General features: G+C 70.5%; 12 protein-coding genes. 3 read left to right on the top strand and 9 right to left on the bottom strand.

Features of this window, described 5'->3' with window-relative positions:
* Positions 1 to 43: 43 nt before the first annotated feature.
* The gene (locus ASG91_RS20345) at positions 44 to 217 is read left to right on the top strand and encodes a CsbD family protein (protein WP_082592397.1); all 174 of its coding nucleotides are present in this window, start codon (positions 44 to 46) and stop codon (positions 215 to 217) included.
* A gap of 133 nt (positions 218 to 350) precedes the next feature.
* Here ASG91_RS20345 and ASG91_RS16770 read toward each other — a convergent pair whose 3' ends face one another.
* From ASG91_RS16770 to ASG91_RS16805, 8 genes are all read right to left on the bottom strand, one after another.
* Positions 351 to 2,273 carry a DUF2207 domain-containing protein gene (locus ASG91_RS16770; protein WP_056923726.1) on the bottom strand — a complete coding sequence of 641 codons (1,923 nt, stop codon included), beginning with the start codon at positions 2,271 to 2,273 and terminating at the stop codon, positions 351 to 353.
* A 4-nt stretch (positions 2,274 to 2,277) separates the two neighbouring features.
* Positions 2,278 to 2,781: an SsrA-binding protein SmpB gene (gene smpB / locus ASG91_RS16775; protein WP_056923727.1), complete on the bottom strand. Its 504-nt coding sequence runs from the start codon at positions 2,779 to 2,781 to the stop codon at positions 2,278 to 2,280.
* Between the two features lie 122 nt (positions 2,782 to 2,903).
* Positions 2,904 to 4,268, bottom strand: coding sequence for a M23 family metallopeptidase (locus ASG91_RS16780; protein ID WP_056923728.1), 1,365 nt, complete (start codon positions 4,266 to 4,268; stop codon positions 2,904 to 2,906).
* A 107-nt stretch (positions 4,269 to 4,375) separates the two neighbouring features.
* A complete protein-coding gene (gene ftsX, locus ASG91_RS16785) occupies positions 4,376 to 5,281 on the bottom strand; it encodes a permease-like cell division protein FtsX (RefSeq protein WP_056923729.1) in 906 nt (301 codons plus the stop codon).
* Positions 5,281 to 5,970: a cell division ATP-binding protein FtsE gene (ftsE, locus tag ASG91_RS16790; RefSeq protein WP_056923730.1), complete on the bottom strand. Its 690-nt coding sequence runs from the start codon at positions 5,968 to 5,970 to the stop codon at positions 5,281 to 5,283. Before ftsE ends, ftsX begins: the two co-directional genes overlap by 1 nt.
* Before the next feature lie 157 nt (positions 5,971 to 6,127).
* A complete protein-coding gene (prfB, locus tag ASG91_RS16795; protein ID WP_056923731.1) occupies positions 6,128 to 7,243 on the bottom strand; it encodes a peptide chain release factor 2 in 1,116 nt (371 codons plus the stop codon).
* A gap of 128 nt (positions 7,244 to 7,371) precedes the next feature.
* On the bottom strand, positions 7,372 to 8,778 hold the full coding sequence (locus ASG91_RS16800; protein WP_056923732.1) for a GntP family permease: 1,407 nt from the start codon (positions 8,776 to 8,778) through the stop codon (positions 7,372 to 7,374).
* Positions 8,775 to 9,401, bottom strand: coding sequence for a gluconokinase (locus ASG91_RS16805; RefSeq protein ID WP_200961341.1), 627 nt, complete (start codon positions 9,399 to 9,401; stop codon positions 8,775 to 8,777). Before ASG91_RS16805 ends, ASG91_RS16800 begins: the two co-directional genes overlap by 4 nt.
* A gap of 149 nt (positions 9,402 to 9,550) precedes the next feature.
* Between ASG91_RS16805 and ASG91_RS16810 the strand changes: the two genes are divergently transcribed.
* A complete protein-coding gene (locus ASG91_RS16810) occupies positions 9,551 to 10,288 on the top strand; it encodes a FadR/GntR family transcriptional regulator (RefSeq protein ID WP_056923733.1) in 738 nt (245 codons plus the stop codon).
* Positions 10,289 to 10,309: 21 nt separating this feature from the next.
* On the opposite strand, the gene ASG91_RS16815 is transcribed toward ASG91_RS16810, so the two are convergent.
* Positions 10,310 to 11,704: a tannase/feruloyl esterase family alpha/beta hydrolase gene (locus ASG91_RS16815; protein ID WP_056923734.1), complete on the bottom strand. Its 1,395-nt coding sequence runs from the start codon at positions 11,702 to 11,704 to the stop codon at positions 10,310 to 10,312.
* A gap of 134 nt (positions 11,705 to 11,838) precedes the next feature.
* Here ASG91_RS16815 and ASG91_RS16820 point away from each other — a divergent pair, with 134 nt between their 5' ends.
* Complete coding sequence (locus tag ASG91_RS16820; RefSeq protein WP_235545719.1) at positions 11,839 to 12,171, top strand: PadR family transcriptional regulator; 333 nt, start codon at positions 11,839 to 11,841, stop codon at positions 12,169 to 12,171.
* The last annotated feature ends 1 nt before the right edge of the window (position 12,172 follow it).

A 12,172-nucleotide genomic window follows, 5' to 3' on the forward strand; every position in this document is an offset into this window, starting at 1 on the left:
CGGGTAGGCCGGACACATCAACCCCTACCCAAAGGAGATTGCCATGGGCGCCGACGACAAGATGAAGAACATGGGTGAGGACCTGTCCGGGAAGGCCAAGGAGGCCACCGGCAAGGTGACCGACAACGAGCGCCTCGAGGCCGAGGGCAAGGCCGACCAGACCGAGGCCGACCTCAAGCAGGCCGGCGAGAAGGTCAAGGACGCGTTCAAGAACTGAGCCCGGTCGCCGGTATGCCGCGTGCGGACCTCCGCACGCGGCGTACCGGTACGAGGCTGCAGGTTTCGTTCCAATTGGAGGGATACCTGCACGGGCGGCCGGGACATCGCCCTCCAGCGTCGGGCCGCAGGCCCTACCAGGAACCGCCCGAGCTGCCGCCTCCACCGCCGCCGGAGAAGCCGCCGCCCCCGGAGAAGCCGGAGCCTCCCGAGCTGCCGGGCGTGCTCGTGAAGGTGCCCCCAGCGGTGGTCGCGAAGGAGTCCATGTCGCGGGCGATGCCGTCGTAGTCGAACCCGCCCGAGCCGATGTACCAGAGCGGTGCCGCCATCGAGTGTCCGGCGGCCGCGGCCGCCTCGGCCACCTGGCGGAAGGTGGCCGCCCACTGCGAGGCGACCCCGAAGACGATGGCGTAGGGGAGGTAGCGGCTGAAGATGTCCTGCGCCTCCTCCCACTTGATCTGGGTGGCCTCGGCGGTCACGAGGTACTGCTTGAACCCCTCGGACTGGGCGAGCACCGCGCTGCCCTCGGCGGTGCGGGCGGCCATCCGCTGGCCGAGGAACCCGACGATGAGGCCGGCCAGGATCAGTCCGCCGAGCAGGATGAAGGCCGGCGGGATCGGGAGGCCGGTGCCGGCCCCGAGGTCCGAGAGCGGACCGCCGAGCCACACGAAGAGGAAGAACGAGCCGACCACCAGGATCGCGCCGAGGGCGGTCCAGGTCGCGCGCTGCGACTCCGGCGAGCGACGGAACCAGCCGCGCCGCACCACTTCGTCGTACATCAGCTGCTGGACCCTGCCCAGGGTCGGCTTGAAGTGGTTCTTGAGGCTGGAGAGGGTCCGCGTGGGACCGCTCTCGAAGAGGCCCACGAGGAGCGCCTCCTCGTAGGGCAGCAGCGCGGTCCGGGACTGCTCGGCCGTCGGGGTGGTGCGGGTCAGCCGCCAGTCCTTCCCCTGGAGGAAGCCGCCCTCCTCGTCAGCGATGGTGAGGTGGCCACGGGCGGCGAGGTCGATGATCGTGGCGGAGACGTCGATCGTGTTGGCGGTCTCGTCGATGACCGTGCCGACCAGCCCGGGTTGCACGCCGTCCGGCGGGGTGAACTGGACCGCGACGGGGCCGCTGCGGCCGCGCACCACGTGCCCCTCCTCCCCCACGACCGGGCTGAGCCCCGGGGTGAGCCCGGCGTACTGCTCGTCGCGCCCGCGGGTGTAGACGAGGGTCCCCATCAGCCCGGCCGCGAGCAGCGGGATGGTGATCCCGGCGCCGGCCGCGAGCGCGCCGAGCGCCTTCGACGTCGTCGAGGTGACGATCACGCCGTCGTCGGAGACCTGCCCTTCGTGGAGCACCGGGTCGAGCGGGCCGAACCCGTCGATCGGCAGCGACGCCAGGATGGAGACGCCCTGGCCGGCCCCGGCCCTGGGCGCGCTGAACTGCGCGCTGGCGCCCGGCGTGGCGGTGCAGCGCTCGGTCGAGCCGAACTCCCCGATGAAGCACTCGGCCCGGTCGCTCGCCCCGGGTCCGGTCACGGTGGCGCTGACGTCCTCGTAGACGTTGTCGTCGGAGGCGTCGACCAGGTTGTAGTAGACCTCCGCGTGGTCGGTGAAGCCGTTGACGTAGGCCTCGAGGTGGTAGCGCACGACGTAGGTCTGCGTGCCGCTCACCGTCTCGTCGGCCCGGCCCACCCGGATCCGCATCGCCGAGCCGTCGGTCGCGTCGGTCACCGAGACGTCGGCCGGCGCCCCCGAGGGTGAGCTGGCCGAGACCTGGGACAGCGGGTACTCGCGGAAGGTGTCCGTGCGGTCCTGGTAGCCCACGCGGACCGTGACGAACCGCTCGATGCCGTGTCGCTCCTCCCCCTGCGGAAAGTGCCAGGTGATGTTCTCGACGACGTCGAGCGAGCCGTCCTCGTTGGCGGTGATGTCGACGTGGAACCGGGTGGCCAGGTCGTCCGGGGCGGCAGCGACGGCGCTCGAGGCGCCGAGGACGAGGGCAGCGGAGGCGAGCAGCAGGGCGAGTCCCGCCCCGGCGGCATACCGTCGTCCGCCCCCGCGCACGCGCATGCCCCTAGCGTCCCTCGCCCGAGGCGCGCCGGGCCTGGCTGAGCGCGCGCTGCGTGTCACGGGTGTCCTGGCGCTCGCGCAGGGCATGCCGCTTGTCGTACTGCTTCTTGCCCTTGGCGATCGCGATCTCGACCTTGGCCCGGCCGTCCTTGAAGTAGAGCTGGAGCGGCACGATGGTGTGGCCGCTCTCGGTCGACTTCTTCATGATCTTGGCCAGCTCCACGCGGTGCAGCAGCAGCTTGCGGCGGCGCCGCGGGGTGTGGTTGGTCCAGTTGCCGTTGACGTACTCGGGGATGTGCACGCCTTCGAGCCACAGCTCGTCGCCCCGCCAGGTCGCGTAGCCGTCGATGAGCGAGGCGCGACCCATCCGCAGCGACTTGACCTCGGTGCCCATCAGGACGAGCCCGGCCTCGAAGGTGTCCTCGATGAGGTAGTCGTGGCGCGCCTTCTTGTTGCTCGCCACCACCTTGCGACCTTGTTCCTTGGCCACTGCACGTCCTTCGGTCATCGCTGGGTCGCCGTGGTCGACAGCCGACCCGGCGAGGCAACGCTACCTGCCGGACCGGGTAAGCCGGCCAGTCGGTTTCCGTGCGGCGCGCCGGACCACCCGCCAGCCGACGGCCACCGACCTCAGAGCCAGCGCCGCGGGTCCCTCGGGATGCCGTCCTCGTAGGTCTCGAAGTGCAGGTGGCAGCCGGTCGACGAGCCCGTGGTCCCGACGTAGCCGATGACCTGGCCACGCGAGACGTTGCCGCCCCGCACGGCATACCGCTCCATGTGGTTGTAGGTGGTCACGAGGTCGACGCCGCGGACGATGCCGTGGTCGATCATGATCCGGTTGCCGTAGCCGCCGCCCCAGCCGCGCGAGATGATGTGGCCGGACGCCGCCGCCCTGATCGGGGTGCCGCAGTTGGCCGCGAAGTCGCGCCCGGCGTGCAGGCGCCAGTAGTGCAGGATCGGGTGGTAGCGCATCCCGAACTCGGAGGAGATCCAGCCCTCGGACGGGCGCGACAGGTAGCCGCCGGAGGACGAGATCGGCGGCGGCACCGGCTTGTGGTGCTTGCGCAGCCAGGCGGCCCGACGGGCCGCCGCGAGCTTCGCGGCCCTGGCCCGGGCGACGAGGACGCGCTGCAGCCTCGCCTGCTCCTTCTGCGCCGCGTCGAGCTTGGTCTTCTCGGCCTTCTTCTGGGCCTCGAGCGCCTTGGACTGGGCTGTCTGCTGGGCGGCGAGGGCGTCGAGCCTGGCCTTCGCGGCCGCCGCGGCGGCGCGGGCCTTCTGTGCCCTGGCCAGAGCGGCCTCGGCCTGCTTCTTGGCCGCCTGGACCTGCACCTTGAGCGCCTTGATGTGCGCCTCCTGGGCGGTCGCCGCGGCGCGGGCGGTGGCGAGCCGGGTGAGCGACTGGTTCTGCACGTCCATCACGGTGTCGTTCATCGCGATGCGGTTGGCGAAGTCGTCGGGCGTGGTCGCGCTGAGGGCCACGGACAGCTGGCCCATCCCCTGGTCCTGGTAGAGCTGCGCGGCGAACCGGGCCACCCGGGTGCGGGTCTCGGCCAGCTGGGCGCGAGTGGCCGCGAGCTCGTCGACCGCGCGGGCCTCGTTGGCGCGGGCGACCTCGAGCCGCACCGCCATCTCGTCGTTGTAGGCGTCGGCCCTGGACACGGCGGCGGTGGCCTTGTCGAGCGCGGCCTGGGCCCCCGGCAGCGCGGCCTGCGTGCGGCGCAGCGCGAGGTAGGCGTTCTTCAGGCTGGCCGAGGTGTCCTCGAGCTCCTCCTTGAGGGACTCGATCTCCTTGTCGACCTGCTTCTTCGCCTTGCCCGGGTCACCAGCCGCCGGCGCGGTCCCGACCGCGGACCCCAGGACGGGTGCGGCGGCCAGCGACGGGGTGGCGACACCGACTGAGCACGCGACGGCCAGCCCGAGGGCCAGCAGGCGGACGCGGCGGGACCCGCGACCGAGGGGCAGGTGGGCGCGAGACGGCGGGGGGATTGCGCTCATAGGCCTCATTGGTAACACAAACCACACCCGTATCCGGGGATTGGCACCTGTGAAATGTCCGATCGGCCGACGGCTCCCCCAGCAACCGTGGCTCGAGTGGGCCCGGGTCAGACGCGCAGGTAGCGGCGCAGCGTGGCCCACGAGGTGAGGACCGAGACCACGAGCATGAAGCCGACCAGCCACGGCGCCACGAACCAGATGTCGTGGGCGCCGACGAGCGGGGCGTCCTGCAGCACCGCCGAGACGCGCGGGAGCAGCGAGTCCGCCGTCACCCACAACCCGGCGATGGCCAGACCGGTGCCGGTCAGGGCGGCCAGGACGGTCTCCATGACGAACGGCAGCCGGATGGTGAAGTTCGAGGCACCGACCAGCTTCATGATCCCGGTCTCGCGCCGTCTGCTGAAGGCAGCCTGGCGGATCGTCGTGGCCATCAGCAGGATCGAGCAGAGCACCATCAGCCCGGCGAGGAACAGCGAGCCGATGGTGACGACGTTCATCACCTTGAAAAGCTTGTCGAGGGTCTTCTGCTGGTCCTGGACGCGACCGACCCCCGGGGCCCCCTCGAAGGCGCTCACCACGACCTCGTACTTCTTGGGGTCGGACAGCTGGACGCGGAAGTTCTGCGGGATGTCGCCGACCTGCAGGTAGTCCGACAGCGGCGAGTTGCGGTACTGCTCCTTGAACCGGTCGAAGGCCTGCTGCTCGGACTCGTAGTAGACGTTCTTGACCAGCGGCTTCATCTCGTCGAGCTGGCTGCGCAGGGCGTCGCGCTGCTCGTCGGTGACCGCCTTGCCGTCACAGTTGACGTCGAGGGAGTCCTTGCCGCACATGAAGATCGAGACCTGGATGCGGTCGTACCAGTAGCCCTTGAGGGTGTCGACCTGTCCCTGCGCGAGAAACCCGATGCCCATCAGGTAGACCGACACCATCGTCACCAGCATCACCGAGATGGCGATGGACAGGTTGCGGCGCAGGCCGATCCCGATCTCGCTGAGGATGAACTGGATGCGCATCAGCGACCACTCCCGTAGACGCCCTTGTTCTCGTCACGGATGATGTGGCCGTTGCGCAGCTCGACGACGCGCTTGCGGAGCTGGTCGACGATGTCGTCGTCGTGGGTGGCCATCACGATCGTCGTGCCGGTGCGGTTGATCCGGTCGAGCAGCCGCACGATGTCGAGGCTGGTGGTGGGGTCGAGGTTTCCGGTCGGCTCGTCGCACAGCAGGATCGGTGGCTTGTTGACGAACGCGCGCGCGATGGCGACGCGCTGCTGCTCGCCACCGGAGAGCTCGTGTGGGAGGCGCTTCTCCTTGCCCTCGAGGCCGACCATCTCCAGCGTCTCGGGGACGACCTGCCGGATGGCGTGGCCCGAGCGACCGAGCACCTGGAGCGCGAACGCGACGTTCTGGTAGACGGTCTTGTTGGGCAGCAGGCGGAAGTCCTGGAACACCGTGCCGATCTCGCGGCGCAGGCGGGGCACCTTGCGGGCCGGCAGGCTGCCGACGTCCTGACCAGCGACCAGGACGGTCCCCTGCGTGACGCCCTCCTCCTTGAGGACCAGGCGCAGCAGGGTGGACTTGCCCGAACCGGAGGCGCCCACCACGAAGACGAACTCACCACGCTCGACCTCGAGGTTGATGTCGCTCAGCGCCGGTCGGGTCGACCGGGGATAGACCTTGCTGACGTTCTCGAAACGGATCATGCGCGCTGGGTGAGCCTCACGGGGAGATACGGGCGAACGGGACGGAAACGGCATACGTGCGCTGGTGGCGCACGCCCACCCGAGGATAGGTCGCCAACCTTGGTATGCCGCGCAGCCCCGCCTCCTCGGCGTTGCGGCCCGCCCGGACCGAGCCGCGTCAGCCGTCGAGCTTCTGCTGCTCCTTGCGCCACCGCACGCCGGCCTCGATGAAGCCGTCGATGTCTCCGTCGAACACGGCCGAGGGGTTGCCCACCTCGTACTCGGTCCGCAGGTCCTTGACCATCTGGTAGGGCTGCAGGACGTAGGAGCGCATCTGGTCGCCCCACGACGCCTTGACGTCGCCGGCCATCTCCTTGCGCTCGGCGGCCTCCTCGGCCTGGCGCTGGAGCAGCAGCCGGGACTGCAGCACCCGGAGGGCGGCCGCACGGTTCTGGATCTGCGACTTCTCGTTTTGCATGGAGACCACGATCCCGGTGGGGATGTGCGTCATCCGGACCGCGGAGTCGGTGGTGTTGACGCTCTGGCCGCCGGGACCGCTGGAGCGGAAGACGTCGACCTTGATCTCGTTTTCCGGGATCTCGATCGAGTCGGTCTGCTCGATCAGCGGGATGACCTCGACCGCTGCGAAGCTGGTCTGCCGCCGCCCCTGGTTGTCGAACGGGCTGATCCGCACGAGCCGGTGGGTGCCGGCCTCGACCGAGAGGTTGCCGAACGCGTAGGGGACGTTGATCTCGAAGGTGGCCGACTTGAGCCCGGCCTCCTCCGCGTAGGAGGTGTCCATGACCTGGGCCGGGTAGTTGTGCCGCTCGGCCCAGCGCAGGTACATCCGCATCAGCATCTCGGCGAAGTCAGCGGCATCGACCCCACCGGCGCCCGCGCGGATCGTGATCACGGCGGCCCGCTCGTCGTACTCCCCCGACAGCAGGGTGCGGACCTCGAGCTCGCCGACCGCCTTCTGGAGCGACACGAGCTCCTTCTCGGCCTCGATCATCGTGTCGGCGTCGCCGCCGTCCTCGGTGCCCATCTCGACGAGGGTCTCGAGGTCGTCGATCCGCTGGTCCATGCCGGTGACGCGCTCGTACTCGGAGTTGGCCCGGGAGAGGGCGGAGGTGACCTGCTGGGCGGCATCCGGGTCGTCCCACAGGTCGGGGGCGGACGCCTTGGCCTCGAGCTCGGTGATCTGGGCCTGGACGGAGGCCAGGTCGGTCACCTCACGCACCGAGTCCATCGTGTTGCGGAGGTTCTTGATCTCTTGCTGGAAGTCAACGGCCACGAGACCCAACTCTATGGCACCTCGCGCACGCCCCCGACCTTCCGGCGCCGAGCAGCGAGCCGGGCAGGGAGACAGGTATGCCGCGTGGCCCAGGCCACGCGGCATACCCACCTCCCACGAGCCGTGGGTCAGACGACCAGGCCGAGGATGAGGACGAAGACCAGGCCGGAGACGGAGAGCAGCGTCTCCATCAGCGACCAGGACTTGATGGTCTGGCCGACCGAGAGGCCGAAGTACTCCTTGACCAGCCAGAAGCCGGCGTCGTTGACGTGGGAGAAGAACACCGAGCCGGCGCCGATCGCGAGGACCAGCAGCGACACCTCGGGCGTGCTCATCCCGGCGGCGAGGGGCGCGAGGATGCCGGACGCCGTGACCGTCGCGACGGTGGCCGAGCCGGTGGCGAGGCGGATCAGGACGGCAACGACCCAGGCGAGCAGGAGGATGCTGACGCCACTGCCCTCCACCCAGTCGGCGACCAGCTGGCCGATGCCGGTGTCGACCAGGGTCTGCTTGAACCCGCCGCCGGCGGCGACGATGAGCAGGATGCCGGCGATGGGCGGCAGCGACTTCTCGAGCGAGGAGGCCAGCTCCTTGGTGCCCATGCCGGCGCCACGGCCGAGGGTGAACATGCCCACGATGACCGCGATGAGCAGCGCGATGATCGGGGTGCCGAGGAAGTCGAGCACGGTGCGGACCGCGTTGCCGTCCTCGGCGAAGATGTCGGCGAGCGCCTTGCCCATCATCAGGACCACGGGGGTCAGGACCGCGAACAGCGTGACCGCGAAGGTGGGGCGCTGGAGCCTCGCCTCCGGCTCCTCACCGGTGCCGAAGAACTCGGGAGCGGGGACGTCGACCCAGCGGCCGGCGAACCGGGCGAAGAGCGGGCCGGCGATCGCGATGGTCGGCAGGGCGATCAGCACGCCGAAGGCCAGGGTGATGCCGAGGTTGGCCTTCAGGGCGTCGATCGCCACGAGCGGCCCGGGGTGGGGCGGCACCAGGCCGTGCATCGCGGAGAGACCGGCCAGCGCGGGGATGCCGACCTTGACGATCGACAGCTGCGCGCGCCGGGCCACCAGGAAGATCACCGGCATCAGCAGGACGAGGCCGATCTCGAAGAACATCGGCAGGCCGATCAGCGCACCGACGCCGGCCATCGCCCAGGGCAGGGTGCGGGGAGAGGACCGCCCGACGATGGTGTCGACGATCTCGTCGGCGCCACCGGAGTCGGCCAGCAGCTTGCCGAACATCGCGCCGAGCGCGATCAGCGTGCCAACCCCGGCTGCGGTCGAGCCGAAGCCCTTGGTGAAGCTGTCGATGGTGTCGGACATCGCCACACCGGCCACCGCCCCCACCGTCAAGGAGCCGAGGGTCAGGCCGAGGAACGGGTGGAGCTTGAAGCGGGTGATCAGCACGACGATCACGGCGATGCCGAGCAGCGCCGCCGGGATCAGCCGGGCCGCCGGGATGTCGGGGACCTCGGCGGCGTCGGCCGCGGTCAGGAGGGGGTGCAACAGGGAGAGGACGTCGCTGGTCATGCGTGGTCACGCCTTTCGGGGGAGTGGCCGGCCGGTGGGGTGAGGCCGGAGGGGGTGGTGAGGCCGGAGGGGGCGGTGAGGCCGGAGGGGGCGGTGAGGATGGAGGGGGCGGTGAGGATGGCGACGGACTCGTCGACGAGGGTGTCGACCGGCTGGGCCACGTCGAGGGTGGCGCCGAGCTCGTCCGGCTGGAGCACCTCGAGCGTCGCGAACTGCGAGTCGATCAGGGCGGCGGGCATGAAATGACCCGGTCGGCCGGCGACGCGGGCGGCGAGGACGTCGCGGTCGCCGTGCAGGTGCAGGTAGATGGCTTGGGGAGCGGCCGCGCTGAGCACGTCACGGTAGGCACGCTTGAGGGCGGAGCAGCTGGCGACTCCGCCGGTGGCGGCGTGCTCGGCCAGCCAGGTGGCGATGGCCTCGAGCCAGGGCCCGCGGTCGTCGTCGTCGAGCGGGATGCCCGCCGACATCTTGGCGATGTTGGCCTCGGGGTGGAAGTCGTCGGCGTCCGCGAAGGGGACCCGCAGGCGCTGGGCGAGGGCCGCGCCGACGGTCGTCTTGCCTGACCCGGACACCCCCATCATCACGACTAGGGGCGGTGCGGGGTGTTCCGGTGCTGCAGGCATGGGCTGACTCCTGTGTCGGCTCGGGCTCGTCATCGAGGACCTGTCGACCAGAGTGGCTCATCAGAACGGCTTTATCAAGACTTGGAGACAAATAAATATTATTTAAATGACCGACCACCTGTTCGCATCATGTCTGGCAGGCTGGACCCATGAGCGACACCCCCACCTCCCCCGCCGGCCACGAGGTGGGCCTGCACGCCGGCGTCCTCGACCGGCTGGGCCAGGAGATCGTGTCCGGCACGCTGGCGGTCGACTCGGTGGTGCGGATCGACCAGCTCGACGAGCGGTTCGGGGTCTCGCGGTCGGTGGTGCGCGAGGCCGTGCGGGTGCTGTCCTCGATGGGACTCGTCGAGACGCGGCGCCGACTCGGCGTGCGCGTGCTCCCTTCGGCACAGTGGAACGTCTTCGACCCGCGGGTGATCCGCTGGCGCCTCGACGGGCCCGACCGGGAGGACCAGCTGGTCTCCCTCGGGGAGCTGCGCCGCGGCTTCGAACCCGTGGCCGCCGAGCTGGCCGCCGACCGCGCCACCCCCGACCAGTGCGGGGCGATGGCGGCCGCCGTCATGCAGATGACCGTGCACGCGAAGTCGGGCGACCTGGTCGCCTACCTCGAGGCCGACAAGGACTTCCACCGCACCATGCTCGAGGCCTCGGGCAACGAGATGCTCGCGGCCCTCTCGAGCGTGGTGGCCGAGGTGCTCTCCGGGCGCACCCACCACGACCTGATGCCCCGCACGCCCAACCCTGCGGCCATCCGCCTGCACGGCGAGGTCGCGCAAGCCATCGGCTCGGGCGACAGCAAGGCCGCCAGCGCCGCCATGGCCGCGATCATCGACGAGGCGAGCGCCGCCGTCCGCGAGACGAAGGCCTCGGGCCGCCGCAGCTGACGGACGGCCCGCTCCCACGCCTCACAGCTCGCAGGTGTTGACCAGGTCGCCGACTGCGGGTCGGGGGCGCAGTCCGTCGGCCGGCGGCTGCACACCGTCCTCCACCCAGGCGGTGAGGTCGTCGAACGCCGTCCGCGCGCACGGCAGGAGCGGGCGCAGCCGGTCTGGGTACGCGGCATACAGGCCGTCGGTGTGGGTGCCGTCCTCGACGCGGTAGTAGCGGTGCAGCGCACCGGAGCCCGCGTCGTCGACCAGCTGTTCGTAGACGTCGGCGTCGGTCGCCGGCGGAAGGAGGGTGTCGAGCGTCCCCTGCACAGTCAGCATCGGCTTCCCGATCTTCCCGGTCAGCTGCACGGACGCCACCGCCCGCTTCACCGCGGCCGGGCGGGCGGCGTACTCGTAGTCGGCGTCGCAGCTCGGGGTTCCGCTGGCGCAGAACGGGATCCCGGCCTTGAGGTCGCCGTCGAAGGTGGGGTCGAGCTCCTCGCGGTAGATGCGCTGGGTCAGGTCCCAGTACACCGCCTCGTGGAACGGCCAGAGGAACTCCGAGCCCGCTGCGAAGCCGGCTCCGATGATCGCGTCGTGCGCCGCCTGGTCTCCCGTCGCGGCATACGCGGGGTAGTTCCTGATCGCGGTCGGCAGGTAGGTCAGCAGGTTCGGGCCGTCGGCGCGGAACAACGTCCCCTCCCAGTCGAGCCCACCGTCGTAGAGGTCGGGGCGGTTCTCCAGCTGCCACCGGGCGAGGTAGCCGCCGTTGGAGATCCCGAACAGGTAGGTGCGTTGCGGCGCTGCGGCGTAGACCTGCTTGACCACCCGCTTCGTGGCGATGGTCAGCTGGGTCACCCGCGAGTGCCACTCAGCGATCGACCCGCCCGGCGCCGAGCCGTCGTCGTAGAAGGCCGCGCCGGTGTTGCCCTTGTCGGTCGACGCGAAGGCGTAGCCCTTGGCCAGCACCCAGTCGCCGATGATGAAGTCGTTGGCGTACTGCCCCCGCACCCCGGGCGCGCCGCTGATGACGAGCCCGCCGTTCCAGTCGTCGGGGATCCTGATCACGAACTGGCTGTCGTGCCTCCAGCCGTTGTTGGCGTTGGTGGTCGAGGTGTCGGGGAAGTACCCGTCGACCTGGATGCCCGGCACGCCCGAGGGGTTCGTGGTCCCGGCGGCGTGCAGGCCGGCCCAGTCGTTCGGGTTGGTGTGGCCACTGGCGACCGTGCCGGCCGTGGTGAGGTCGGCGAGGCACGCCACCTCCTGCAGCTCGGCGCCAGGCACGGCGATCTTGGCCAGGCGCGCGCAGTGGCCGCCGTGCGGCTTGTCCGCGGCGGCCGGCGTGGCGGCGGCGAGTGCGCCCCCGAGCGCGAGCGCGAGCGTGGCGGTGAGGGCGGCGGTGCGGCGGCGTGACGTCGTTGTCAGTGGCATGCGGTCATGCAACCCCCGCGGCTTCCGCCCCTCAATGTGGGTGCCCCACACAAACCGGTGTGCCGCGTGTGCGCCGCCGGCTGCCCCGCTCACCTCTCTTGTACTCTACCTAGGGGGCTAGGTAGAGTACGACCATGACTTCAACTCGTGAGCCACGGATGACGTTGGCGACCCAGCTGGTCCTGGGCACCCTCCTGTCCGATCCGTCGAGCGACCACTACGGCCTCGAGCTGAGTGCGGAGGCCGGCCTGCCCAGCGGGACGATCCACCCGATCCTGGCGCGGCTCGAGGGCCTCGGCTGGCTCGAGTCGAGCTGGGAGGACATCGACCCCCGCGTCGAGGGCCGGCCGGCCCGGCGCTACTACCGACTCAGCGCCGCGGGCGCCGACTCCGCCCGCGCGGCGCTCGCCCGGGTGTCACACCGCCGGGCCACCGCCACGCTCCGGCCCGCACCGAGCGGACACTGAC

Origin of the sequence: Phycicoccus sp. Soil802, from assembly GCF_001429605.1 — a bacterium.
Lineage (GTDB): Bacteria > Actinomycetota > Actinomycetes > Actinomycetales > Dermatophilaceae > Pedococcus.

Coding starts and splice junctions, on each gene's coding strand:
- ASG91_RS16820 (WP_235545719.1), top strand. CDS start 11,839: ATGACTTCAACTCGTGAGCCACGGATGACGTTGGCGACCCAGCTGGTC.
- ftsE (WP_056923730.1), bottom strand. CDS start 5,970: ATGATCCGTTTCGAGAACGTCAGCAAGGTCTATCCCCGGTCGACCCGA.
- ASG91_RS20345 (WP_082592397.1), top strand. CDS start 44: ATGGGCGCCGACGACAAGATGAAGAACATGGGTGAGGACCTGTCCGGG.
- ASG91_RS16780 (WP_056923728.1), bottom strand. CDS start 4,268: ATGAGCGCAATCCCCCCGCCGTCTCGCGCCCACCTGCCCCTCGGTCGC.
- smpB (WP_056923727.1), bottom strand. CDS start 2,781: ATGACCGAAGGACGTGCAGTGGCCAAGGAACAAGGTCGCAAGGTGGTG.
- ASG91_RS16800 (WP_056923732.1), bottom strand. CDS start 8,778: ATGACCAGCGACGTCCTCTCCCTGTTGCACCCCCTCCTGACCGCGGCC.
- ASG91_RS16815 (WP_056923734.1), bottom strand. CDS start 11,704: ATGCCACTGACAACGACGTCACGCCGCCGCACCGCCGCCCTCACCGCC.
- ASG91_RS16770 (WP_056923726.1), bottom strand. CDS start 2,273: ATGCGCGTGCGCGGGGGCGGACGACGGTATGCCGCCGGGGCGGGACTC.
- ASG91_RS16810 (WP_056923733.1), top strand. CDS start 9,551: ATGAGCGACACCCCCACCTCCCCCGCCGGCCACGAGGTGGGCCTGCAC.
- ASG91_RS16805 (WP_200961341.1), bottom strand. CDS start 9,401: ATGCCTGCAGCACCGGAACACCCCGCACCGCCCCTAGTCGTGATGATG.
- ftsX (WP_056923729.1), bottom strand. CDS start 5,281: ATGCGCATCCAGTTCATCCTCAGCGAGATCGGGATCGGCCTGCGCCGC.